22 protein-coding genes are annotated in these 23,813 nt (G+C 37.4%); 4 read left to right on the plus strand and 18 right to left on the minus strand.

What is annotated here, in order from left to right; all coding sequences use genetic code 11:
- Nucleotides 1-408 precede the first annotated feature (408 nt).
- The 11 genes from ypfJ to OZP13_RS03520 form a co-directional block, all read right to left on the minus strand.
- On the minus strand, nucleotides 409-1,266 hold the full coding sequence (ypfJ, locus tag OZP13_RS03470; protein ID WP_281298684.1) for a KPN_02809 family neutral zinc metallopeptidase: 858 nt from the start codon (nucleotides 1,264-1,266) through the stop codon (nucleotides 409-411).
- 54 nt (nucleotides 1,267-1,320) lie between these two features.
- Nucleotides 1,321-5,394, minus strand: a complete 4,074-nt coding sequence (locus tag OZP13_RS03475; protein ID WP_349293497.1) for a PAS domain S-box protein — start codon at nucleotides 5,392-5,394, stop codon at nucleotides 1,321-1,323.
- A 117-nt stretch (nucleotides 5,395-5,511) separates the two neighbouring features.
- Nucleotides 5,512-6,300, minus strand: coding sequence for a DUF2189 domain-containing protein (locus OZP13_RS03480; protein ID WP_281298685.1), 789 nt, complete (start codon nucleotides 6,298-6,300; stop codon nucleotides 5,512-5,514).
- A gap of 39 nt (nucleotides 6,301-6,339) precedes the next feature.
- Nucleotides 6,340-7,077, minus strand: a complete 738-nt coding sequence (locus tag OZP13_RS03485; RefSeq protein WP_281298686.1) for a nitroreductase family protein — start codon at nucleotides 7,075-7,077, stop codon at nucleotides 6,340-6,342.
- On the minus strand, nucleotides 7,068-8,396 hold the full coding sequence (locus tag OZP13_RS03490) for an aldehyde dehydrogenase (protein WP_281298687.1): 1,329 nt from the start codon (nucleotides 8,394-8,396) through the stop codon (nucleotides 7,068-7,070). Before OZP13_RS03490 ends, OZP13_RS03485 begins: the two co-directional genes overlap by 10 nt.
- A gap of 45 nt (nucleotides 8,397-8,441) precedes the next feature.
- The gene (locus OZP13_RS03495; protein ID WP_281298688.1) at nucleotides 8,442-9,131 is read right to left on the minus strand and encodes an RluA family pseudouridine synthase; all 690 of its coding nucleotides are present in this window, start codon (nucleotides 9,129-9,131) and stop codon (nucleotides 8,442-8,444) included.
- A gap of 16 nt (nucleotides 9,132-9,147) precedes the next feature.
- Nucleotides 9,148-10,569 carry an ArnT family glycosyltransferase gene (locus OZP13_RS03500; RefSeq protein ID WP_281298689.1) on the minus strand — a complete coding sequence of 474 codons (1,422 nt, stop codon included), beginning with the start codon at nucleotides 10,567-10,569 and terminating at the stop codon, nucleotides 9,148-9,150.
- On the minus strand, nucleotides 10,570-11,343 hold the full coding sequence (locus OZP13_RS03505) for a glycosyltransferase (RefSeq protein WP_269242397.1): 774 nt from the start codon (nucleotides 11,341-11,343) through the stop codon (nucleotides 10,570-10,572).
- Between the two features lie 54 nt (nucleotides 11,344-11,397).
- Nucleotides 11,398-12,216 (minus strand): 3-methyl-2-oxobutanoate hydroxymethyltransferase, encoded by an 819-nt coding sequence (panB, locus tag OZP13_RS03510; protein ID WP_281298690.1) that lies wholly within the window; start codon nucleotides 12,214-12,216, stop codon nucleotides 11,398-11,400.
- 170 nt (nucleotides 12,217-12,386) lie between these two features.
- The gene (locus tag OZP13_RS18695) at nucleotides 12,387-12,758 is read right to left on the minus strand and encodes a ribosomal maturation YjgA family protein (RefSeq protein ID WP_269242399.1); all 372 of its coding nucleotides are present in this window, start codon (nucleotides 12,756-12,758) and stop codon (nucleotides 12,387-12,389) included.
- A 6-nt stretch (nucleotides 12,759-12,764) separates the two neighbouring features.
- Nucleotides 12,765-14,192 carry an L-serine ammonia-lyase gene (locus OZP13_RS03520; RefSeq protein ID WP_281298691.1) on the minus strand — a complete coding sequence of 476 codons (1,428 nt, stop codon included), beginning with the start codon at nucleotides 14,190-14,192 and terminating at the stop codon, nucleotides 12,765-12,767.
- A 210-nt stretch (nucleotides 14,193-14,402) separates the two neighbouring features.
- Here OZP13_RS03520 and OZP13_RS03525 point away from each other — a divergent pair, with 210 nt between their 5' ends.
- Nucleotides 14,403-15,470, plus strand: a complete 1,068-nt coding sequence (locus tag OZP13_RS03525) for an AI-2E family transporter (RefSeq protein WP_281298692.1) — start codon at nucleotides 14,403-14,405, stop codon at nucleotides 15,468-15,470.
- A gap of 424 nt (nucleotides 15,471-15,894) precedes the next feature.
- Here the strand turns inward: OZP13_RS03525 and OZP13_RS03530 are convergent, their stop codons facing one another.
- Both OZP13_RS03530 and OZP13_RS03535 read right to left on the minus strand, forming a co-directional pair.
- Nucleotides 15,895-16,659 carry a TIGR02757 family protein gene (locus OZP13_RS03530; RefSeq protein WP_281298693.1) on the minus strand — a complete coding sequence of 255 codons (765 nt, stop codon included), beginning with the start codon at nucleotides 16,657-16,659 and terminating at the stop codon, nucleotides 15,895-15,897.
- Nucleotides 16,660-16,753: 94 nt separating this feature from the next.
- Nucleotides 16,754-17,419 carry an ABC transporter ATP-binding protein gene (locus OZP13_RS03535; RefSeq protein ID WP_269242402.1) on the minus strand — a complete coding sequence of 222 codons (666 nt, stop codon included), beginning with the start codon at nucleotides 17,417-17,419 and terminating at the stop codon, nucleotides 16,754-16,756.
- A 136-nt stretch (nucleotides 17,420-17,555) separates the two neighbouring features.
- Here OZP13_RS03535 and OZP13_RS03540 point away from each other — a divergent pair, with 136 nt between their 5' ends.
- Nucleotides 17,556-17,849: a hypothetical protein gene (locus OZP13_RS03540; RefSeq protein ID WP_269242403.1), complete on the plus strand. Its 294-nt coding sequence runs from the start codon at nucleotides 17,556-17,558 to the stop codon at nucleotides 17,847-17,849.
- A gap of 1 nt (nucleotide 17,850) precedes the next feature.
- Here the strand turns inward: OZP13_RS03540 and OZP13_RS03545 are convergent, their stop codons facing one another.
- The 5 genes from OZP13_RS03545 to OZP13_RS03565 form a co-directional block, all read right to left on the minus strand.
- Complete coding sequence (locus tag OZP13_RS03545; RefSeq protein ID WP_269242404.1) at nucleotides 17,851-18,165, minus strand: DUF6787 family protein; 315 nt, start codon at nucleotides 18,163-18,165, stop codon at nucleotides 17,851-17,853.
- A gap of 32 nt (nucleotides 18,166-18,197) precedes the next feature.
- Complete coding sequence (locus OZP13_RS03550) at nucleotides 18,198-18,632, minus strand: DUF6146 family protein (RefSeq protein WP_269242405.1); 435 nt, start codon at nucleotides 18,630-18,632, stop codon at nucleotides 18,198-18,200.
- Between the two features lie 110 nt (nucleotides 18,633-18,742).
- Complete coding sequence (locus tag OZP13_RS03555) at nucleotides 18,743-19,693, minus strand: D-2-hydroxyacid dehydrogenase (RefSeq protein ID WP_281298694.1); 951 nt, start codon at nucleotides 19,691-19,693, stop codon at nucleotides 18,743-18,745.
- Nucleotides 19,694-19,773: 80 nt separating this feature from the next.
- Nucleotides 19,774-20,847 carry a 3-phosphoserine/phosphohydroxythreonine transaminase gene (serC, locus tag OZP13_RS03560; protein ID WP_281298695.1) on the minus strand — a complete coding sequence of 358 codons (1,074 nt, stop codon included), beginning with the start codon at nucleotides 20,845-20,847 and terminating at the stop codon, nucleotides 19,774-19,776.
- Between the two features lie 90 nt (nucleotides 20,848-20,937).
- Nucleotides 20,938-21,999 carry an acyl-CoA reductase gene (locus OZP13_RS03565; RefSeq protein WP_269242407.1) on the minus strand — a complete coding sequence of 354 codons (1,062 nt, stop codon included), beginning with the start codon at nucleotides 21,997-21,999 and terminating at the stop codon, nucleotides 20,938-20,940.
- A 132-nt stretch (nucleotides 22,000-22,131) separates the two neighbouring features.
- On the opposite strand from OZP13_RS03565, the gene OZP13_RS03570 reads away from it, so the two are divergent.
- Nucleotides 22,132-22,482 carry a 4Fe-4S dicluster domain-containing protein gene (locus OZP13_RS03570; RefSeq protein WP_269242408.1) on the plus strand — a complete coding sequence of 117 codons (351 nt, stop codon included), beginning with the start codon at nucleotides 22,132-22,134 and terminating at the stop codon, nucleotides 22,480-22,482.
- Nucleotides 22,483-22,607: 125 nt separating this feature from the next.
- Complete coding sequence (locus tag OZP13_RS03575; protein ID WP_281298696.1) at nucleotides 22,608-23,771, plus strand: hypothetical protein; 1,164 nt, start codon at nucleotides 22,608-22,610, stop codon at nucleotides 23,769-23,771.
- Nucleotides 23,772-23,813: the final 42 nt, after the last annotated feature.

The following is a 23,813-nucleotide window of genomic DNA, read 5'->3' on the forward strand; positions in this document are numbered from 1 at the left end:
ATAAGTACCAAGGGATTTAACCATAAAAAAAACCAAAACGGTAATTTTGGTTTTTCTAAAGTTAGATTAATGTTTAATCTAAAAATATAAACGAGATGAATATATTGTATTATTTACTGGTTCTATTGGGTGTACACCTTTTAACCAAATTTGTTTATTCTATTGCTTTTTTAGTTTTAAGTATAAAAAAGTAAATTTAAAAACCCATTAGAATTATTTGCTGGTTCTGGTGGGTTTTCTTTTGCCAAATATAAGTATTTATTTTAATTGATTACAAATTCCTTAGTAAAAGAAAAAGATGTTTCTAGTTTTAAGTTTGTAGTAAAGAATCATATAGCATAACATAATTAATTCATTTTGTTACTAGATTTCACCCGAATACTAAATACTGCTCACTGTACACTTTTCCTATTCCTCCTTCGCAAAAGTATCTCCCTTATTAAAATCCCCCGATTTAAAACCGCGATTGAACCAATACATTCTTTGCTCGGAAGTTCCGTGGGTAAAAGAATCGGGAACGACTTGTCCCTGCATTTTTTTCTGGATGGCATCGTCTCCCACGGCATTGGCGGCACTCAGGGCTTCTTCTATATCGCCGGGTTCCAGCATGGCGTTTTGTTTTTCGTTGTAATGTGTCCAAAGTCCGGCATAGAAATCGGCTTGCAATTCTAGGGCAACGGACAATTTATTGCCTTCGGTTTCGTTTCTGCTTTCTTGTAATTGTCGCACTTTGGCAGATGTTCCCAACAAGGTTTGAATGTGATGACCGTATTCGTGTGCCAAAACATAAGCCACGGCAAAATCGCCTCCTTCGGCACCAAATCGTGTCCTTAATTCCTCGAAGAAAGCCATATCCATATAAATTTTCCTGTCGCCGGGACAATAAAAAGGACCTGAAGCGGAACTCGCACCACCGCAAGCGGTTTGTGTTTGTCCACTGAATAATTCTAATCGTGGCGCTTCGAAGGTCAGGTTATTTTCCTCGAATATTTTGGTCCAAATGTCTTCATTGTCTGCCAAGAGCGTTTTCACGAATTCACCTTCCTTGATTTCTTCCGGGGTCAAGGCTCTCGACTCGGTTTGGGGAGATTGCTGTTGGTTGAATTGTTCTAAAATTGGGGTGATTTGTTGGGCATTTTCGCCGCCAAAAATAGTCACGAGCAGAATAATGATTCCAATTATTCCACCGCCAACTACTGTTTTTCCGCCTGAAAGTCCTCTGCGGTCCTCCATATTGTCGCTTTGTCTTCTACCGATCCATTTCATGTTGTGAGTTTTAAGGTAAAAATAATGCTTTTATTGAATGCTTTTTATTCTTGGCTATTTCTTTTTAGGGTTCAATTTTGGCACATCCATCCATTTGATGATGGTTTCTTCAATAATGCCTTTCATGATGGGTTTCGATATATGATCATTCATCCCGGCTTCGATGCATTTTATTTTTTCTTCTTTTTCGACTCCTGCCGTAACGGCAATGATGGGAATGTTTTTCCCTGATTCAAGGTTTCTTATGGCTTTTGCTGCTTCATAACCATTCATCAACGGCATTTGGATGTCCATAAAAATTAGGTCTGGATTGATGATTTCAAATTGTTCGACAGCATCTTTACCATTGAAAATCTCAAAAATAGTTGCCTCGGTGAATATGTTTTTAATGATGGTTTTTAGCAACAACATATTGATTTTGTTGTCCTCGGCAATCATTATTTTTAATTTTTTTAGATCGTCTTTTCTTTTAATAACCAGGTCTATTCGGTTTTCATCGGGAATAATTATTTTGAATTCGTCGATATTGGTTAAATTGCTGGTTTTCAAATCCAGATCAAAATAAAAAGTGCTTCCAATATCTATTTTGCTTTCCAATTGAAGGTTGCTGTTCATCAATGCCAACAATTGATTCGAAATGCTCAAGCCCAATCCTGTTCCACCAAATTTTCGGGTTGTCGAATTGTCTTCTTGTGAAAAAGCCTCGAAAATTTTATTCTTGTTTTCTTCGAGTATTCCAATACCGGAATCTTTTACGGAAAAACGAATTTTGCTGTTGGAATCATCTGTTTTTTCGAGAACGGAAACTACCAATTGGATGGAGCCTTTTTCGGTGAATTTTACGGCATTTGCCAAAAGATTAATCAAGATTTGCTTTAATCGAACGATGTCTACCCAAAAATATTTAGGAATATCGGAGGTTATGACCAGTTCAAGTTTTAGGTTTTTCTGGTTCGATTCATAAGATATCAAGTCGATTATTTGATTCAATATTTCCTTGATTTCGCATTTTTCTATAAATAATTCCAGTTTGCCCGCTTCGATTTTTGAAAAATCAAGAATATTGTTGATGATGTCCAACAAGGAATGTGCCGATTGATTGACGGTAATCATGTGTTTTTCCTGTGTTTTTTCAAGATTGGTTTTCATCAGCAAGTCCGTGAAACCGATTATTCCATTTAGCGGGGTCCTGATTTCATGGCTCATGTTGGCAATGAATTCTGATTTTGCCTTGTTGGCCGCTTCGGCAATTTCTTTGGCTATCAGGGCTTCCTCGGCTTCTTTTTTCATCGTGATGTCAAAAAATATTCCTCCCACATAACTGATTACGTTGTCTTTTTTTATGCTGTCGCCAAATTCTTCTACCCAAACAATATGCCCTTTTTTATGGATAATTCTGTAAACAATTTGCATTTTAACGTGTTCTTCAACCATTTTTTTTGCTGCAAATAACACATTTTCTTTGTCGTCGGGATGAACCAAATCCACATAGTAGATTTTGTTTTCGAGAAATTCTGTTTTAGTGTATCCTGTCAGGTTTTCAATTTCGTCGTTAATGTAAATCTTGCTCCATTTGTAGTCAATGTTAGATAAATAAACGGTACCCGGAATATTATTGGCCAATAGGCGAAACTTTTCTTGGCTTTCGTGCAGGATCGTTTCTTTTTTATTTCTTTCCAATGCCGAAGAAATATTGTTGGCAAGAGTTTGGAGAATATTAATCTCGTCGTCTGTCCATTTTTTTTCACGGGAACAATCGTCAAAACCAATAAAACCGGTAAACTCATTTTCAATATATATCGGTAAAACGAGTATCGATTTGATTTCATTGGCGATCAATAATTTTTTTAAAATAGGATCTTCGAGTTTGCGGGATATTGTTTTGAAATATTTTTTTTTATTGATTTGTGTAAATACTTCTTTCAGGTTTTCAGTGGTATATGTTTGTAATTCTGTTATTTGAGCAGGTATCCCTTTTCTTGTCCATTTGAATTTTTGGCTGATTAAATTAGTGTTGAAATCCTTTTCATAATAAGAAAGATGGTCTGCATTAGTGGCTTTTCCTATTATTTCATAGGTTTCTATGAACATTTCATCAATGCTCTTGCTCAACAGAAATTTTTCGGTACACAACGCCATGGCAGAAAGTAAATCGCTTTTGTATTGCAATTTTATTTCTGCCATATAGCGTTTTCTGGAAGCAATTTGCAATGATATGATATCAGATATTGTTCGGGCAAAATTAATATCGTCATTATCCCAATACTTTTTATCTGTTGTCGTTTCAAATGAAATGTAGCCAGTCAACTGGCCATTGTTGAAAAAGGGAATGGACAGTAACGATTTGATGTCATATTTTGAATGATAATCTTCAAAAAATTCCGAGGTCTTCAATTTATCGTGAACATCACTGGCGACTATTTGTGATTCACTCTTGGTAGATTCAAAATAGAGGGGATAATTTTCCCTTTTGAAAGTTGTTTTTTTTCCAAATGTGTCGAAATCCAAAAGATACAGCTTTTTGCAGACGATTTTATTATTGGAATATTTCCAAAAACTTAACCTGTTTGCATTGGAGACTTTCGCAGCGGTTTTTATGATTGTCCCGATGATGCTGTCTAAATTTTCATATTGATTGAAATTTTTTGTAGACAAAGTCTTGATTGCCAAATTGTATTGGTCAATTTTTTCCTGTCTTTTTTGGTTTTCAATTTCTATATTTTTTAAAGTGGTAATATCCCTGGCAAAACCGGAATACCCAATAATTTCATCATGATCATTCCTTCTAACGACAACTTTTTGGGAAATCCACATTTCTGCTCCGTTCTTTTTGATTAGTGGAATTTCAACTGTTGTAAAATCATTGTTCTTCTCGGGCAATTCCTGATAGAAATCCTTCATGGTTTCGGCATAATCTTCCCGAATAAATTCGGCAAAATTTCTGGTCAGCGCTTCATCAGAACTATAGCCAAGAGTCTTGATCGTAAAATCGTTTATGAAGGTAAAATTACCGAAAGCGTCAACTTCAAAAATAAGATCGGTAGCGTTCTGGATCAAATCACGATACTGGTTTTGAAGGTTTATTTCATTGGTAATGTCATTTCCAATTCCGATGGTTAGGTTGTTGTCGTGTTTTTTGTCTCTCCATTGAATGTATTTGTAAGTGCCGTTTTTACATTTTAATTTTCTGACATACAATCGCTCGTCAACATAGTTGTCATGGTATTTTTCTCCAATAAATTCGGGATCTTCGGTAAGTCTCCAAAATTCTAATCCCATAACTTCCTCTGGAGTATATCCCAAGATGGAGGTAATTGTTTCGCTGCAAAAAGAAATTTCGCCTATATTATTTGTGGCAATTATCAGCGTATTACCTTTATTTACTATTTCGTTGTTAAACCTGAATTTATCTTTAAAATTGATTAAAGACTCGTGTCGTACATAGTTTACGATTTGAATTATTAAACAGTAATTAAACAAAAGGGAAATGGAATTCGTTGGGATTATTTCAAAAACAAAAAGAATGAAAATGAAAATAAAAACGAATGCAACTGAAAACCAATACAGTTTTAGGGGCTTGAGAATATCATAGGAAAAGAAAAACCATATTACGAAAGCAATAAGAGGTATTATGTCGGGAGAGGTATAAATTAAATTTCGGGATATAATGACAATAGTGAGTAAAAATAAAACCTTGAAAATTTGTTGTATCCTTTGGAATACCAAGGCCGATTTTTTGCTTGTAAAATAAACTGCCAATAAAATAGCGCCCACGCTACAGTTTTGAACCAATAGACTTTTTGACCTTACATCAAAAAAGGCGAAAATAATTTCGAGAAAAGGTACAAGGATTCCCAAAAATAACAAATAGTATTGGGTTTCTTTGTTCCTGGAATTTTCTTTGGAGTGGTTTTCTATATATTTATTGTTTAATGTCAATTTGATTTTTAAAAATTTATAAATCAACATAAATGACAGAATGATTAAAAACGGGGACACAATTTCGAACAAATTATTTCTAGTAATAAATTTATGTATGTGGAAAACTTGATTTATAGGCAAACTCTCGTCAACAATAAAATAATTGTTCAAGGCCGAAGTAATCGCTAATGGCAGACTGGATAACATTATGCCTAAGTATTATTGGTTAAGTTTAAGAAGTAGATTTGGGATCTTACTATTGGGCATAAAAATAAGCCTTTTTGTCAAAGCATTAAAAAAAATAGAGTTAATGGTGCGAAATAATTACACATTTGAGCCTAATTCATCTATTTCGCTAGCATAATCAATTCCAATGATAGATTTGTATATGGAGTATTCCATCGAATACATGAATGGCATTGTAAAAAAGATCCCGATACAAAAACCCATTAAACCCACAAGCGAGGCAAGAAAGGCCACTATTATTAATGCCAAAATCAGCAAGGGTTGTTTCAAGACAAGCTGGACGCTTGATTTTATGGCGTCAATGGCGTTTAGATTTCCAAAAACAATCAAAGGAATGGTCAAAAAGGTCAACAAGGTTATTGACAAAGAAGTCAATATCCCGATGGATTGTACTCCGGCAAGATCGACAAGCGTCGACAAACCCGAACTTATTAATGTAATCAGGAATGTTGAGACAACTATGTTTGCAAAATAAGGTGCTTTATAATAACCAAACATTGTTGCAACATGAAATTCTTCACCCTTTTCGCCACAATCGGCCATTTTAAGAAATCCTGCTTGAAAAGGACTCAATATGCAGGTAATCAGTATAATGAATCCAGTGTAAATTAATAAAAAATTGCCCGTAAAGGTCTCTGGTTTTAAGTTTTCGGGTTTTAAATATTCGGTTATTACTCCAATTCCAAAGACAGCAACAGCAATTCCAAAAAGCAGAAATATAAATAGAAAGGTAAAAATCAAGAGCATCGAACCGGCATACAACGCTATTTTTTTATAATTTTCAAAGGCTTGTTCGAAAACAGTGCCAAAATCCAGTTGATATCCATTGATTGTCAATTTTTCTATTTTGTCTTTTACAGTATTCATGTTTTTGTTGTTTATTGTTTTAGTTAATTGGTTAAAATATTATTTTTTGAAATACACTTCTTCAAATGGCACCCTGAAACGTTCACCATAAACACCGTTTTGCTCTCGAAGGCCGCAAGCAATAATCATGTTTATTTCGGAGGATGCCGGCAAATCTAATACTTTTTTTACCATTGACGAATCAAAACCTTCCATCGGACAAGTGTCATGGCTTATGGCAGCCATGCTGATCATAAAGTTTTGTGCGGCGAGTGCAGCACTTTTATGCGCCACAATCCGCATGTCGCTTTGTCTCGCTTCCCGATAAATGGGGCGGAACAATCCAATGATTTTGAAAGCCAGAAATTTTGCCATTCCCAAGATTCCCAATAAATCAGAATAAATCCCGGGAACGATTTTTTGATAATAATTCAAGGCAAATTTTTCTCTTTTGGAATATTCCGAAACGGGTTTGTCGCCATACTGCACTTTTAAAAAAGCAATATTCGATTGGGCTCTTTTCTTCCACAAATCTTTTCTGGCCACGACCACCACCATTTGTTGGGCAGTTCTTGCGGCACCTTGATTAAAGCTGGCAACGGTGAGTTCTTGCAGGATTTCTGGCGAAACAACATGATAAAACTCCCAGAGTTGCATGTTGCTGCTTGTCGCTGCCAATGTGGCCAAATGGATGCATTCCCGCACTTTATTTTCGTCTATGGGTTCCTTCCTGAAAACCCGAACCGAACGTCGATAATTTATGGCTTCGCTTACCGTTTTTTCGTTGGTTACAACCATTTTAGTATTTTTTTAATTGTTGGCAATTTGTCTTTGTAAGGAGCATAGCGCATTGGTAAATCCAGCCAATTTGCTTTTTTGACAATGCTTTTTTGGTGCGAAAAAGTGTCGAAACTCATTTTTCCGTGGTAGGCACCCATTCCGCTGTGGCCAACACCGCCAAAAGGCAGCCGTTTATTGGCAAAATGAATCATCGTATCGTTGACGCAACCACCGCCAAAGGAATGACTTTCGATGATTCGCCTATAAAAGCTTGGGTTTTCGGTAAAAATATACAAAGCCAATGGTTTTTCATGTTTGGCAATTAGCACATCAATTTCGGTTTCCTTTTCGTAAACAAGAATAGGCAAAATTGGGCCAAATATTTCCTCCTGCATAATTGGACTATCAGCGGAAGTTTCTTCGACAAGAGTGGGAGCGATATAGCAATCTTTTGCATGGCTTTGTCCTCCAAAAATTACTTTGTTCGGTTCAATCATATTGACCAATCGTTGCCAGTTTTTGGCATTGATAATCCTTGCAAAATCGGGAGATTCGGCAGGATTTTCGCCATAGGCTTTCGTGATTTCTTCTTTCAAAAAATTCACGAAATGGGGTTTCATGTTCTTTTGGATCAAGATGTAATCGGGCGCAATGCAGGTTTGCCCCGCATTGACGAATTTTCCCCAAGCGATTCTTTTAGCTGCCAGTTTCAAATTGGCCGTTTCGTCAATAATGCAAGGATTTTTTCCGCCAAGTTCAAGCGTTATGGGCGTCAGGTTTTCGGCTGCGGCTTTTGCCACGATTTTGCCCACGGCAACACTTCCCGTAAAAAAGATGTAATCCCAACGTTCGGAAAGTAATTTTTGCGAAACTTCAACTCCGCCTTCAATGACTTCGACATGGTTTTTATCGAAAACTTTAGTGATGATTTTAACAATGATTTCGGAGGTTTTTGGCGTAAGCTCCGATGGTTTCAACACCACCTGATTTCCTGCCGCAACTGCCGAAATTAATGGGCAAAGTGCCAATTGAAAAGGATAATTCCAAGGCGCAAGTATCAAGACTTTGCCGTAAGGTTCCTTGTAAATATAATCTTTGGATGGAAAGTTGAGCAATGATGGAAAGACCTTTTTTGGTTTTGCCCAATTTTTCAAGTTTTTTATGGTGTCCTTTAACTCGACAATGACGTAACTGGTTTCGGTGAGTACAGCTTCAAAAGCAGGTTTTTTAAAATCGTCGTGTAAAGCCTGGATAATTTCGTTTTCATGAATAATAACGGCATTCAGCAACTTGATCAGGGTTTCTTTCCTAAAGTTGATGTTGGTTTTATAGTCCATAAATTTAAAACTTGAATTAAGTTCTAAAGATACGTTTTTTTCGAATTATATGGCATTCCAAATGACGTCATTTGGCACTGGGGCAACAATGGTAACATTTTCTTTAGAAACGGGATGAATGAAGACCAATTTTCGCGCGTGCAAATGAATGCCGCCGTCAGGATTGCTGCGGTCAAAACCATATTTCAAATCGCCTTTTATGGGAGAACCAATCGCCGAAAGTTGTGCCCGAATTTGGTGGTGTCTTCCCGTGTGGAGATTGATTTCCAAGGCAAAATAATTGTTCAGTTCCTTGATGATTTTATAGTCTAAACTTGCCAGTTTACTCTCGGGTACTTCCTTTAGATGCGCTTTTGAAGTATTGTTTTTTTCGTTTCTTTTTATAAAATGAACGAGTTTGTCTTCGGCCTTTTCAGGCATTTTTTTCACGATGGCCCAATAGGTTTTCTGGGTTTCGCGATTGCTGAACAATTCATTCATTCGAGTCAAAGCCTTGCTGGTTCTGGCAAAAACAACGATTCCTGTTGTGGGTCTGTCCAATCGATGAACCACTCCAAGGAAGACTTCGCCGGGTTTGTTGTATTTGTCCTTGATGTATTCTTTTACCACTTCAGACAATGGTTTGTCGCCCGTTTTGTCGCCTTGCACAATATCGCCCACACGCTTGTTCACCACGATAAGATGGTTGTCTTCGTGCAGGATTTGGAGATTGTTTTTGTCGGATAGTATTTTCATCAATGAAAGACTTCTGTTATTTGGTTACAAAAATGGACGTTTTAGAATTGCCTTCTGCCAAAGTCATTTTGTCCAAGTATTTTTGTGGAATTTCTTCTTTTCTCTTATTCGGAAAGGCAAAATAAAGTTGCTTGTTCAATCTTAAAACCGAATCCAATTCGGCTTCATTTTTCACCACTTGGGCTTTGCCATTCGAATAAAATTGACCCGAATAATTTTTACTTTTCCAATAATACAATGGGATTTCCTTGTTTCCGTTTTTCGCTTTCAAATTGGCCAAAAGATATTTGTCGGAATTCATTTTAGAATCCAATTGTCCGGTGGCAACAAACCCAAAATAAGCGATAAATACAGCCGTTGGAAAAATCAATGCCGTGCGGATGATTATCTTCTTTTTAGTTAAATCTTCCCACCAATACACAATTAAAAACATGATTGGAATAGCTGTTGGAAGCAGGTAAGTATGTAAAATATTGCTGGAAATCGTGAAAAAGATAGGCGTCCAAAAAGCCCATAAAATCAAGAAAGAAGCCCATTCGTTTTTGAAAATGGTTGTCCTGTTTTTCCATAATTTATACAACACGATTTGGATCCAAGGAAAAGCAAAAGCAATCAACAAAACCCAAATCATTCCTTTGGGTTGTGAGTGGCCACTACCATATAAATCGCCTTTCCAACCCGGTTTCAAAAAGCGTTTGTAGTGTTCGCCAACAATGAAATAATCCAGAAATCCTGGCGTTTCCTGCTCTGCAAAATAATACCAAGGAAGGGCAATAATGGCGGTAATCAGTAATCCAATTACAATCGAAAATTTCGCGAATAGTTGTTTAAATCTGTTGAAGTCCAGGCAACACCACAAGAAAAGAGGAGGAAAGGTCAAGACCATTATCAGTGGCCCTTTGGCCAATAATCCAAATCCTAAAGCGACAAAGAAGATGTAATTCCAATAGGTTTTGGTGTCACTTTTCATGGTTTTCCAAAAGGAAATCATCATCATCACGATGCAAAATTCCAAAGTCGTGTCGGTCGAAACTACGCCGGTATGAATCAAGAATTCAGGCATTGTCAACAAGATAAAACCCGGCAAATAAAAAGAACCGCCCTCTTTTTTAACCATTTTTCCGGTAATAATAATCAAGATAATGCTGAGTAAAAAAGACGGAAATCTGGCTGCAAATTCATTTACTCCAAAAATGAGGTAACTCACCGCCGATCCCCAAGTGGACAATGGTGGTTTGGCCCAAAATGGCACGCCATAATCGATTTCGGGAACAATCCATTGGTTGGTTTCCCACATAATTCGGGCGATTTCGGCATATCTTGCTTCGGTTTTATCCAACAATGGAATGGTGATGGTCAACAACAATCTAAAAATTACGAGAACAATTACGGCAATATATAGCACGTAAGCATTGTTTTTTAACTTTTCTGAAATCATTTATTGTAAGTTTGGATTGGGTAAATTCTTGGCTATTTTTTTATATTTTCTTTGAATTTCAAACAAGTCGAACCAAAGTTTGAAACCGTAAGTAAGTTTTACTTTTGAATCGCCTTTTTCAACCCATAATTTCAAAGGAACTTCCAGCATTTTTTTGATGGCTTTTTCTTTTCCAAAGCGATGAATCATTCGATAAAATATTTCCACGTCAAACAACCATCGAGAGATGAATTCCTTTTCGAACAGCTCCTCCGAAATTTCTTTGGTAAAAAGTTTACTGCCGCATTGGGTGTCATAAACCTTGATGTCCAGAATATTGGAAATGAAGGTCGCGACAACTCTTCCAATAAGGAATCGGCTGTTTTCACGTTCGATGGTGGAACCAATTTTTCGGATTCGGGAGCCAAAACTAAAAACAATTTCGTCTTGCAAATAATTGCGGAGATCAATAAATTCCTCAAGAGTCGTCGCTAAATCTGCATCGAGATACCCAATGTATTGATGCTGGAATTTTTGATTGCAATAGTTGATTCCCGCTCTAACCGCTTCGGCTTTTCCCGAGTTTTTTTCCAGGGACAGCACGTCGATTTGGGTAGGGTGTTTTTCTTTCAACCCATTTAAAACGGCAAGGGTATTGTCTTTGGAACCATCATTTACAAAACAAATGAATGCCTCAGGATTGTTGTCAAGAAAGTTGGAATATTCACTATTGGAAATCCCTTTCTCTTCGTTGTAACAGGGAATTACAATGCTGGTATTGAAGACTGTTGGCATAGAAATGGTTTATTAAAAAGACAATTTGGAATAAATTTTAACTTTGATAAAAAGTTAATACTGCTCTTTCTCGTTTGGAAAATCGCTGGACTTCACGTCGGTAACATATTGACCAATGGCCGAAGTCATTTCCTCGTATAAATTCAGGTAGCGACGCAAAAATCGGGGACTGAATTCGTTGTTCATTCCCAGCATGTCGTGGATAACCAAAACCTGTCCGTCAACGCCGCCACCGGCACCAATTCCGATGATGGGAATGGAAACACTTTTGGCTACTTTTTCGGCTAAATGTGCGGGAACTTTTTCGATAACTATGGCGAAACAACCCAGTTTTTCCAATAGTTTGGCATCTTTCATCAATTTTTCGGCCTCTTCTTCTTCTTTGGCACGAACGGTGTAGGTTCCAAATTTATAAATAGATTGTGGGGTCAAGCCCAAATGTCCCATAACGGGAATTCCGGCATTCAATATTTTTTTGATGGAATCTTTTATTTCGCTCCCGCCTTCCAGTTTCACGGCATGTCCACCACTTTCTTTCATGATTCTGATGGCAGAACGCAAGGCTTCTCTGGGATCGGATTGGTAGCTTCCAAAAGGCAAATCAACCACGACCAAAGCTCTTGCAACGGCACGAACCACACTCGATGCGTGATAAATCATTTGGTCTAAAGTAATGGGCAAGGTAGTTTCGTGACCCGCCATCACGTTCGAAGCCGAATCGCCCACCAATATGGCGTCAACACCGGCGACATCAACAATTTTTGCCATCGAATAATCGTAAGCCGTAAGCATGGAAATTTTTTCTCCATTGGCTTTCATGTCAATCAATGATTTGGTGGTAATTCTTTTGTAATCTTTTTTTGCTGTAGACATTCTGATTTGTGATTTTATAATTCAGATTTAAGGCTGTAAAATTAATCAATTAATCTAAAATTAGGGGTATTCTTGTTTTTAAATGTTGACTAAAGCGAAAGCGAATTGATGAAGCAATATTCAATGAAAGATTTTAAATTTTCAAAACATTTAAATAGTTGTAGGCAAAATTAATTTCTCTTACCCCAAGTCGGATCTATCCCAAAAGCAATTAGAACTCCAATTGTATAAAACCCTAAATCACTCCAAAGAAAGCCTTGTCCCAAGACACAATGTCCTAATGCAGTTCTTCGAATTTCCAACATCCAATCAGCTCGATACAGTTGAAGGAATTCGATGCAAAAGCAAAAACTTAAAGCAAGAATTGCTGTCTTTTTTAAGTTTAAATTGAGGAAGAACATTCGCAGAACAAAATAAACCATAACGGCATATAAACTGTCTCCAAAAAACGTTGGAACACCCTCAATCTTTCGGGATAAAATACCGACTATAATTGTGGTGGTTATCAGAATAAAATAGAAAAAGCGACTGTTTTTTTGCATAATAAATTAGCAATCCGCCATATTTACGGCCACGGCCAAACCTCCTTCGGAAGTTTCCTTGTATTTGTTGTTCATGTCTTTGGCGGTTTGCCACATCGTGTCAATGACTTTATCCAAGGGTACTTTGGCGTTTTTTGGGTCGGTTTCCAAGGCCAATTCGGCGGCGTTGATGGCTTTTAACGCTCCCATGGTGTTTCTTTCGATACAAGGTATTTGAACCAAACCGCCAATAGGGTCACAAGTTAAACCCAGATGGTGTTCCATGGCGATTTCGGCAGCCATTAAAACCTGGGCAGGTGTTCCGCCCATTAATTCGCATAAAGCAGCAGCGGCCATTGATGAAGAGACTCCGATTTCTGCCTGACATCCGCCCATTGCAGCCGAGATGGTGGAACCTTTTTTGAAAATACTCCCAATTTCTCCGGCAACCATCAAGAATTGCTTGATTTCTTTTTCGCCGGCTTCGTGATTTTCGATGACCAAATAATACATCAAAACGGCCGGAATTACACCCGCACTTCCGTTGGTGGGAGCTGTAACCACACGGCCCAAAGCTGCATTTACTTCGTTGACGGCCAAGGCAAAACAACTGACCCATTTCAGGATTTGGCGAAACTTCACTTCCGTCAAGCGAATTTGTTCCAGCCAAGTTTGTGGTGAATCATAATTAGACAAACCGATGAGGTGTTGGTGCATGTCGAATGCCCTGCGGCGAACGTGCAAACCACCGGGAAGAATCCCTTCGGAATGGCAACCGATGTACATGCATTCGAGCATCGTGTTCCAAATGCGCATTAGTTCATGGTGAATTTCGGCTTCGGGACGCATTGATTTTTCGTTTTCATACACAATTTCCGAAATCTTCTTGTTTTCTTTGAGGGTATAATTCAAGAGTTCGTCCGCTTTGTTGATGGGAAACGGAAAAGCGCATTTTATTTCGATTTTCTTTTTGGCATTGACACGTTCTTCCACGACCACAAATCCGCCACCGATGGAATAATAGGTCGACGCATATTCGTTGTTATCGGCAGTATAGGCTGTAAAGGACAGCCCATTGGCGTGAAAAGGAAGAAAGTTTTTATTGAAAATAATGTCATCTTCAGGAGCGAAAGGAATTGTTTTTTCATTCCCCAAAAGAAGCTGTTTTTTCTCTTTTATTTCCTTTATGATTGTATTGATGTTTTCAATGGGGATGTACTCCGGGTCTTGTCCTGATAATCCCAGCATTATGGCAAAATCAGTGGCGTGTCCTTTTCCGGTCAAGGAAAGTGAACCGTATAAATCCACTTTTACTCGGTTGATGGAATGCAATAGATTTTGGTTTCTCAATTCACCCAGAAAACGTTCGGCAGCGCGCCAAGGACCCAGTGTGTGCGAGCTTGAAGGGCCGACGCCAATTTTTAACATGTCAAAAACAGAGATGCATTCTTCCATAAGAGAAAATTTGTAGGACAAATATAAAGCAATGGTGGTGCAAAAAGAATTTTAAGTTCCTAAAAGTTTGAATTTAATAATTGTAAGTTTTTGATTTATTTATAAAGAGTTTTAATAATGCCTATTTAATGGACTTTTTGGGAAAACCATTTTCTTTTTTACCTTTTTTTTATACATTTACTACTACAAATCGCTAAAAACAAACCAAATATGGAACCAAAAAATACTAATTCTTATAATTTCGAAAAAATAGTTGATACTTTAATCCGGCTTGGGCTATTGTCATTGCTGTTGATGTGGTGTCTTGACATTTTGAGACCCTTTATTTTAATCCTGATTTGGGCTATCGTCATTGCCATTGCCATTTATCCAGTTTATGCCATTTTGGTAAAGGTTTTTAGAGGCAGAAAGATTTTGGCTGGCATTTTCTTGACAGCATTTTTGTTGAGTCTTATCATGATTCCAAGTGGATTAATCATGTATTCGCTTTATGAAGGAATCAATCATTTTCGTGAATTATTCAATACGGGCGAACCTTTGATTCCGCCACCAGGGGGAAATACGGCAAACTGGCCTTCAATTGCCAAACCCATAGTTGATTTCTGGCAATTGGCTTCGGAGAATTTGCAGGAAACTATCGTGAAGTATTCCGACCAGATAAAAGAATATGGTTCTCTGCTGTTATTTGCTTTGGCGGGTATTGGCAAAGGCGTTTTGTCTTTCATAGTGTCCATAATTATTGCGGGTGTTTTATTGATTTATACAGATTCTTCAGTAGTGGTTACCCATAAAATATTTAAAAAATTAGTGGGTAAAAACAGCGAAAATTTTGCAGAAATATCAGTGCTTACCATTCGAAACGTGGTTAAGGGAATTCTTGGAGTTGCCCTTATCCAGACCACGATGGCTGGTCTTGGTTTTTTTATTGCAGGTGTCCCATTTGCGGGTTTGTGGACAATTTTGTGCCTTATCTTGGCAATCATCCAGGTTGGAGTGGGGCCCATTGCAATTCCGGTTGCCATTTACATGTTTTCGGTGGCAGATACCACAACTGCCATCATTCTGGCTATTTGGTTGGGAATCACGCTCTTGATCGACAATGTTTTAAAGCCTATTTTATTGGGAAGAAATGCACCGGCACCAATGCTCGTAATATTTTTAGGGGCAATCGGAGGATTTATTTTCAACGGTTTTTTAGGACTCTTTTTAGGAGCCATTATACTCACCATCGGTTATAAACTTTTTTTGATGTGGTTGGATACCGAAACGAATCACTAATTACCGGCAATAGCGATTGTCAATCTGTACTTTATTTAGAAATAATCTTTTCATAATCAGCACTTTTGTTGAGCTAAGTAAGGAGTTCTTTTCTGCTCTGAAACTCAGTTTCCAACCCCAAAAGCATTCAGTTCTGCCCAGAAACTCAGTTTCCAACCCCAAAAGCATTCAGTTCTGCCCAGAAACTCAGTTTCCAACCCCAAAAGCATTCAGTTCTGCCCAGAAACTCAGTTTCCAACCCCAAAAGCATTCAGTTCTGCCCAGAAACTCAGTTTCCAGCCCTAAAAGCATTCAGTTCTGCCCAGAAACTCAGTTTCCAACCCCAAAAGCATTCAGTTCTGCCCAGAAACTCAGTTTCCAACCCCAAAAGCATTCAGTTCTGCCCAGAAACTCAGTTTCCAACCCCAAAAGTATTTTGTTCTACTCAGAAACCCTCAAAAACGCCCAATCCAAACAGGGCAAAATCATATTTCACGGGATCGTTCGGGTCGAGTTCACGGAGTTTTGCATCTAATTCTGCCAAAGCTTTTCCATCATTTTGTTTTCTTGTCAATAAGCCTAATTTTCGAGCCACATTCCCCGAATGCACATCGAGAGGACAAGATAGGAGCGAAGGAGAAATGCTTTTCCAAATACCCAAATCAACGCCTTTGTTGTCTTGGCGACAAAACCACCTTAGCATCATGTTAATTCGTTTCGCGGCGGAATTATTTATCGGGTCGGAGATGTGTTTTTGGGTTCGGTTTTGGTGTGGAATTTCAAAGAATGTTTTCTTGAATTCGGAAATGCTTTTTTGCATCGAATTCGGTTCTTGGTGTTTGGCAAAAACAGCTTCAAGACCGTTGTAATTTTTATAAATGTGTTGCAAACCTTTTATAAAACTCGCAAAATCCTGTCCGTTGAAGGTTCGGTGAACAAAGGATTCCAATCGTTCCAAATCATCTTCGGAATGTGATAGCACAAAATCATAAGGTGAATTCCCCATCAAATCCATCATCTTGTGGGAATTTTTGATAATCATCTTTCGATTGCCCCAAGCGATGGTGGCACTCAAAAAACCGGCAATTTCGATGTCTTCTTTTTGCGAAAACAAATGCGGAATTTGCACGGGATCACTTTCGATAAAATCCAGCGTGTTGTACTGCAGGACTTTTTCGTCAAGGAAGGATTTGAGTTCGGATTGATTCATAATTTGGAACGCAGATGAAACTGATTTTTCTGTTTATTTAAAACTGAACACTGTGACTGAACACTGAACACTGAACACTGAACACTGCGACTGTTTACTGCCCACTAATTTGCCCATCCACCATTACCAGTTTTCTGTCCGCCATATTAGCCAATTCTTCGTTGTGGGTTACAATCACGAAAGTCTGTCCAAATTCGTCGCGCAGTTTAAAAAATAATTGATGCAAGTTTTCGGCCGAATGCGTGTCGAGATTTCCAGAAGGTTCATCGGCAAAAATGATGGCAGGTTTGTTGATTAACGCTCTAGCTACGGCCACACGTTGTTGTTCACCGCCCGAAAGTTCGTTGGGTTTATGGTTGATTCGGTGCGAAAGCCCAAGATATTCTAGTAATCTTTTGGCTTCTTTTTCTGTTTCGTGTTTGGATTTATTGGCAATGTAAGCGGGGATGCAAACATTTTCCAAGGCCGTGAATTCCGGCAACAATTGGTGAAACTGGAAGATGAAACCCAGATTCAAGTTCCTGAATTTGGACAAGGTTTTGTCGTTCATCGTCAGAATGTCTTCACCGTTGATACGCAATTCTATTCCGTTTTCTATTGTTGGTTTGTCCAATGTTCCAAGAATTTGCAAAAGTGTCGTTTTTCCGGCACCTGAAGCACCTACAATGGAAACAATTTCTCCTTTTTGGATATGTAAATCAACTCCTTTGAGTACGTGAAGTTGGTCGTAATATTTATGAATGTTTTTTGCTTGTATCATGAATTGGAACAGTTTTTACAAAGAAACAAAGATTTTGCTTATTATTGGGGAAATATTTTCCGGTTTTCATTACTTCTAACCTCCAGCTTCCAACTTCCCACTTCAATTTGTATCTTTGTTTTGAAAATTCAATACAATGAAAGAAGAAATTCAAGTGGAACAAGTAAACAATAAAAACCGAGATCTTGTTCTGGGATTGTTGTTTGACGGAATTGGGATGTTGTCTTTTTCTGTCCCTTTTCTGGGAGATTTTTCGGATGTGGTTTGGGCTCCATTGGCAGGATTTCTTATGACTTGGATGTATAAAGGAAAGATTGGAAAAATAGCCGGAATTTTTGCTTTTCTGGAAGAAATTATTCCGTTTACGGATGTGATTCCTTCATTTACATTGACCTGGATTTACAATTATTGGATAAAAAAGAACGGTTGATTTATTTTTTATCTTCCTTGAAGAAAAATCCCAAACCCATACGTTGCAGCATTTTTTTCGAAAATGGGAAGAAGAATTTGGATTGGCCAAAAAGATAGCCGAAGAACATCAACAAAAAAGGATACAAGGGTAGAACCAAAAGAAGCAAAATGATATAATAAGGTATCCAATGCGTGTTTTCGTTGTTGATGCCTAAATAATTCATTGCGAAGCCGGAAATTCTTGCCGATAAAGAACCGTTTATGGCAAAAACCACAAAAATTAGTACCAACTGATAATTGGAGGTGATCCCCCAACGCTTCTTTAAATTTCCCATATTCATTCTAAATGATAACAAATATAGTAAGATTATCTCGTTGGGACATAACCATCCAATTTTTGTTTATAGGTGTTTTGGAAATAAATCATGTAATTGTAGATTAAGTAATTCACTTCATAACCATAATGGATGTTTGGGTCGTAATTGATGGTCATTTCATACAAGTTAGGGTTGTATCGTTGCGGTTGCATCACGCGATTGTTCCATTCGTTGACATAGATTTGGTTTTTGGTTTCTAAATACTGTAGCGAATGAAAATTTCTAGGATAAGCCATACTCGCGAGCCAAGTGCTGAAACCGGGATCTATGATGATTACCTCATATTGTAAAGAATCATTGGCGATTCGAATGGTATCGTTTTTACTGGCCACGTGTTTGTCTGCACTCTTCATTGTTGACTTCGAGGAGTTACAACCAATAATTAGGGAGAGAATAAAGGCTATTATGTAAACACTGTTTTTCATGGTATAAAATGAATTATAAATTTACAAAATAATTGATTGATTTATAGATTTTTACCATAAAAAAAAGGCTGTCTTTTAATAGACAGCCTTTTGTGTAGAATTTGAAATTATTAACCTAATATGCTAATAATTTGTTGTGCCAATTCAGTTCCAATTCTGTCTTGAGCTTCTCCAGTTGCAGCACCAATGTGTGGAGTCAACGAGATTTTTGGGTGCATCAAGATGGTCATTTCTGGTTTTGGTTCGCTTTCGAAAACGTCTAATCCAGCGAAAGATACTTTTCCGGAATCCAATGCTTTTATCAAGGCAATTTCGTCAATAACACCACCACGAGCACAGTTTACAATTCCAACGCCGTCTTTCATGGTTGCCAACGCAGCTTCGTCAACGATGTAACCGTCTTGGGCAGGAACGTGCAAGGTGATGAAATCGGCTTCTTTGAATAAAGATTCCAATGATTGGGAAACGATTGTTGTAGTAATGGATTGTCCGTCGAAAAATTCAACTTTTACATCTACTTGTGGGATGAAGCTGTCTGCTGCGATAACTTTCATTCCTAATCCAAGAGCCATTTTTGCCGTGGCTTGACCAATACGTCCAATTCCAACAATTCCAAGGGTTTTCCCTCTTAGTTCCACTCCTTCAGCGTATGCTTTTTTCAAACCATTGAAGTTTGAATCTCCTTCAAGAGGCATATTTCTGTTGGAATCGTGCAAGAAACGAACGCCGGAAAGCAAGTGGGCGAAAACTAATTCAGCCACAGATTCTGATGAAGACGCAGGCGTGTTGATTACGTGAATTCCTTTGCTTTTTGCATATTCCACATCGATGTTGTCCATTCCAACACCACCACGACCAATAATTTTTAGTCCTGGGCAAGCATCAATAATATCTTTGCGAACTTTGGTTGCACTTCTTACCAATACTACGCTTACGTTGTTTTCGTTCACGAAGTTGGCTACTTGTTCTTGTGCTACTTTTGTTGTTATCACTTCATATCCACCTTTTTGCAAGGCTAGAATTCCACTTTCTGAAATTCCGTCATTGGCTAATACTTTCATTTTTTATGTCATTGCGAGGAACGAAGTAATCTCATCCTCATATTAAATTATTTGTTTTTATTCTGAATACTGTTCACTGATTACTGAACACTTTTCTCCAAGGCTTGCATAACGTCAACCAAAACTTGTACGCTTTCAATTGGCATTGCATTGTAAATAGAAGCTCTGTAACCACCTACTGAACGGTGTCCAGGCAATCCAGAAATACCGGCTTCTTTCCACATTTTGTCAAATGTTTCAGTGTGTTCAGGATTAGTCAACAAGAAAGTAACATTCATGTTCGAACGATCTTCCACTACGGCAGCTCCTTTGAATAATGGGTTTCTGTCAATTTCTCCGTATAATAAAGCGGCTTTGGCATTGTTTAATTTTTCAACTGCTGCCACACCACCTTTTGCTTTAATCCATTGCAAAGTCAACAATGAAGCATAAACAGGGAAAACTGGAGGAGTATTGTACATGCTGTCTGCTTTGATATGTTTGGCATAATCCAACATGCTTGGGATGTTGCGACCGTTTTTACCCAAAATTTCTTCTTTGATAACCACCAAAGTAGTTCCTGCAGGTCCCATATTTTTTTGGGCTCCGGCATAAATAATGTCGAATTTAGAAAAATCCAAAACTCTTGAAAAGATGTCGGAACTCATATCGCAAACTACGGGAACATTTGTAGCTGGGAATTCTTTCATTTGAGTTCCAAAAATGGTGTTGTTGCTGGTGCAGTGAAAATAATCAACATCAGTTGGTATTTCGTAACCTTTAGGAATATAAGTATAATTATCTTCTTTTGAAGAACCCACGATTACGGTTTCTCCAAAAAATTTGGCTTCTTTTATGGCGGCAGTTGCCCAAGTTCCTGAGTCAAGATAAGCGGCTTTTCCGTTTTCTTTCATCAAGTTGTAAGGAACCATCAAGAATTCAAGACTTGCTCCACCTCCAAGAAAAAGAGCTTTGTAGCCTTTGCCTTCAAGACCTAAAAGCTCCAATGCCAAGGCACGGGCTTCGTCCATAACGGCAACAAAATCTTTACTTCGGTGTGAAATTTCCAAGATTGACAATCCTGAATTATTGAAATCTAAAATAGCTTGAGCTGATTTTTCAAAAACTTCTTGTGGTAAAATAGACGGTCCTGCGCTGTAGTTGTGTTTTTTCATGGTTTAGTTTATGTCCAAAATTTAAAAATGCAAATTTCGGGAATAGGAGTTGAATAAGCGTTAAATAATTCGTAATAATTAAACTTTTTTTCATTTTATTGTTAACAAAAATGAAATTGTATCTACGTTATCTGCATAATCCCATAAATTCGGTCTTTGTGTTTGTCCAAAAGCAATGCTGTTTTTGGCGAGTCCGTTGCTTACAATGCACTGAATTTGTTCGCTTTCTGTTTCTAATCGAATTTGTAAATCGTCCAAGTTTTCATAGAATTCATAAAAAACACTTGAAATCGGCGAAGCATAACTGGAATCTTCTTTGATGGTCAAAAAGCCATTGTCCAAGAGTTTGAAATTGCTCATCAAGAAAACGGCCTTGTTGTAATCGTAATTGTTGGCGTATTTTTCATAGTGAATGATGTCTTGGTATTCGAAAATGGCTTCAAAAAAAGCATTGAAAGAATAGCCTTTTGGAACAAAAAGTTTCGAAACATTGCGACATCCCAAACCAAAATACCTAAAAATGTCTTCGCCCAAGGCAATAAGTTGTTCTTTGGTTTCTTCGCCATTTAAAACGGCTACCGAATTTCTGTTTTTACGAATGATGCTTGGTTTGTCCTTGAAATAATACTCGAAATAGCGCGCCGTATTGTTGCTTCCGGTGGCGATTACGGCATCAAAATTTTCCAGTTTTCCTTCCACGAAAGTGATTTTGTTGGACAATTCCGGTTCGATGGCTATTAAATATTTGGTCAAAAAAGGCAACAAAAACTGGTCGTTTGACGATGTTTTTATCAAAACGTTGTTTCCCGAAACCAATACGGAAAGAAAATCGTGAAATCCAACCAACGGAATATTTCCGGCCAGAATGAGCCCCACATTTTTGGGTTTTGCTTCCTTGAAATCATAAACGGAAAGCCATTTGTCCAGGTTTTCTTCGGTCAAGGCCGAAGCCCATGATTGTATGGCAAAATAAACATTTTCAGTAGTGTACCAGCCGTTGTGGGATTGGGACAACTGTATCAAATCCTTGAAATCTTCGAAGAACAAATCATTGTGTAAAACAGATGTATTCTTGATGGTTTCATTCTCGGAAAACTGGCTTAAAAATTTCCCCAATTCAATAAAACATCTTTTTTTGTCGTTTTCTAACATAAGTAACTTGGATATGAAAAGTTTTGATTGTAGTTTTGTGCAAAAATAAGCTTTAATTTGTTACGAGTCAAAAGTGAAAACGTTAAGCGGTTTACTTCTGACTTCTAACTTCTAACTTCTAATTTAAAAAATATGGCTATTATAATCACTGACGAATGTATCAATTGTGGCGCTTGTGAGCCGGAATGTCCAAATACCGCAATATATGAAGGAGCAGATGACTGGAGATACAAAGATGGAACCAGAATTAAAGGAAAAGTAATTTTACCAACAGGAGAAGAAGTGGATGCCGATGAAGCGCAAACTCCAATCTCTGACGATATTTATTACATTGTTCCAGGTAAATGTACGGAATGTAAAGGATTTCACGACGAGCCACAATGTGCTGCGGTTTGTCCTGTTGATTGTTGTGTTCCAGATGAAAATCATGTGGAAAGTGAAGAAACACTTTTGAACAGAAAAGCATTTTTACACAACGAATAAGAAATAGTTTTAGAAAATTATACAAAATCCTGAATTTACGTTCAGGATTTTTTTATGTCAGATAATTTGTTTATTTATGTGGATTAATTTACTGTTTTATTGAGGGATAGTTTTAAATCAAATCTATGAATAGGTTCGTAATTGTATGTGCAATACTCTTTAGTTCTTTTGTTTTTGGGCAAAACAAGGAATATTTTATTGTGGTAAAAGATATAGAAACACAACAGCCAGTAGAAAATGCAACGGTTTTCATTATGAAAACCAAACAAATTTTGTTGACAAACAAAGAAGGAAAAGTGACTTTTATATTGAATGGCGCATCCAACATACAGGTTTTGGAGGTAAATTATGAAAATACGCTGGTTCGTTGGGCTGCCTTGGTAAAAAATCAATTTGTTGTTCATCTAAAAAATACCACTAATAAGTTGGATGAAATTATTTTGTCCAAGGAATCTCCTCAAAAGTTGCTTAAAAAATTGGTGGCCAATTCGGTGCAAAAATTAGCTGCTTCTTATCGGTTAAAAGTGTATGTCAGGGAGTTTTTTATGTTGAACAACAAATATTCGTATTACAATGATGGACTTGTTAATTTTCAGTTTGCCACGAATCAAAAAAAAGTGAATACAACTTTATTGGTGGAACAAAATCGGTCCTACGGTTTGTTGGAAAATGATATTGGTGCTGATTTGTTAGGGTACAATTTGAATAATATTATGGAAAATTATTCGAATTTAAAATATTTCCAACCTGTTTTAGAATCAAAAGCCGCAAATGAATACGATTTTATCATAAAAAGACATCCCAAAAACAAGGATTACTTTGTGATGAGCATAATGCCATTGGATAATTCTAAAAAAGCAGTGGACACTTTTGAAATTATTTATGAACCCGAAAAAAAATTAATTGTTGAATTTACCATTATGATTAGCCCGAGAAATCTGGTCAAAATTGATGAAAAATCAAGTGTGGGTTCCAAGAATATCGTGCGATCATTTATAAAAGTTCACTACAGGTTGGATGGTCCAGATTATTATTTGTTGAATTCGAATGAAGAAATAGCTTTTGATATTGTTTTTAAGAATGAAGTTAAAAATATTCAAGTCCGTAACTGTTTTGTGACCACCGGCTTCAATAAACAAAATTTTACCTATAAGGACAGTGACGTTTTCAAGGAAAAAACACTTTTTAACAAAAAAAGTAATATTCTGACCAATTATTGGAATGTTTCAGGATTCACGGCTACCGATGAGGAAAAAGCCATATTGCAAGCATTAGAATTCAAGATGTAGAATGTCAGGAATGCAGAAATCACAAACGAGGCAATTTTAAAT

The organism is Flavobacterium limnophilum (assembly GCF_027111315.2).
GTDB classification, from domain to species: domain Bacteria; phylum Bacteroidota; class Bacteroidia; order Flavobacteriales; family Flavobacteriaceae; genus Flavobacterium; species Flavobacterium limnophilum.

Bases quoted from the DNA above. Each gene is read 5' to 3' on its own strand.
- ypfJ (WP_281298684.1), bottom strand. From the start codon at position 1,266: ATGAAATGGATCGGTAGAAGACAAAGCGACAATATGGAGGACCGCAGA.
- OZP13_RS03475 (WP_349293497.1), bottom strand. From the start codon at position 5,394: ATGTTATCCAGTCTGCCATTAGCGATTACTTCGGCCTTGAACAATTAT.
- OZP13_RS03480 (WP_281298685.1), bottom strand. From the start codon at position 6,300: ATGAATACTGTAAAAGACAAAATAGAAAAATTGACAATCAATGGATAT.
- OZP13_RS03485 (WP_281298686.1), bottom strand. From the start codon at position 7,077: ATGGTTGTAACCAACGAAAAAACGGTAAGCGAAGCCATAAATTATCGA.
- OZP13_RS03490 (WP_281298687.1), bottom strand. From the start codon at position 8,396: ATGGACTATAAAACCAACATCAACTTTAGGAAAGAAACCCTGATCAAG.
- OZP13_RS03495 (WP_281298688.1), bottom strand. From the start codon at position 9,131: ATGAAAATACTATCCGACAAAAACAATCTCCAAATCCTGCACGAAGAC.
- OZP13_RS03500 (WP_281298689.1), bottom strand. From the start codon at position 10,569: ATGATTTCAGAAAAGTTAAAAAACAATGCTTACGTGCTATATATTGCC.
- OZP13_RS03505 (WP_269242397.1), bottom strand. From the start codon at position 11,343: ATGCCAACAGTCTTCAATACCAGCATTGTAATTCCCTGTTACAACGAA.
- panB (WP_281298690.1), bottom strand. From the start codon at position 12,216: ATGTCTACAGCAAAAAAAGATTACAAAAGAATTACCACCAAATCATTG.
- OZP13_RS18695 (WP_269242399.1), bottom strand. From the start codon at position 12,758: ATGCAAAAAAACAGTCGCTTTTTCTATTTTATTCTGATAACCACCACA.
- OZP13_RS03520 (WP_281298691.1), bottom strand. From the start codon at position 14,192: ATGGAAGAATGCATCTCTGTTTTTGACATGTTAAAAATTGGCGTCGGC.
- OZP13_RS03525 (WP_281298692.1), top strand. From the start codon at position 14,403: ATGGAACCAAAAAATACTAATTCTTATAATTTCGAAAAAATAGTTGAT.
- OZP13_RS03530 (WP_281298693.1), bottom strand. From the start codon at position 16,659: ATGAATCAATCCGAACTCAAATCCTTCCTTGACGAAAAAGTCCTGCAG.
- OZP13_RS03535 (WP_269242402.1), bottom strand. From the start codon at position 17,419: ATGATACAAGCAAAAAACATTCATAAATATTACGACCAACTTCACGTA.
- OZP13_RS03540 (WP_269242403.1), top strand. From the start codon at position 17,556: ATGAAAGAAGAAATTCAAGTGGAACAAGTAAACAATAAAAACCGAGAT.
- OZP13_RS03545 (WP_269242404.1), bottom strand. From the start codon at position 18,165: ATGGGAAATTTAAAGAAGCGTTGGGGGATCACCTCCAATTATCAGTTG.
- OZP13_RS03550 (WP_269242405.1), bottom strand. From the start codon at position 18,632: ATGAAAAACAGTGTTTACATAATAGCCTTTATTCTCTCCCTAATTATT.
- OZP13_RS03555 (WP_281298694.1), bottom strand. From the start codon at position 19,693: ATGAAAGTATTAGCCAATGACGGAATTTCAGAAAGTGGAATTCTAGCC.
- serC (WP_281298695.1), bottom strand. From the start codon at position 20,847: ATGAAAAAACACAACTACAGCGCAGGACCGTCTATTTTACCACAAGAA.
- OZP13_RS03565 (WP_269242407.1), bottom strand. From the start codon at position 21,999: ATGTTAGAAAACGACAAAAAAAGATGTTTTATTGAATTGGGGAAATTT.
- OZP13_RS03570 (WP_269242408.1), top strand. From the start codon at position 22,132: ATGGCTATTATAATCACTGACGAATGTATCAATTGTGGCGCTTGTGAG.
- OZP13_RS03575 (WP_281298696.1), top strand. From the start codon at position 22,608: ATGAATAGGTTCGTAATTGTATGTGCAATACTCTTTAGTTCTTTTGTT.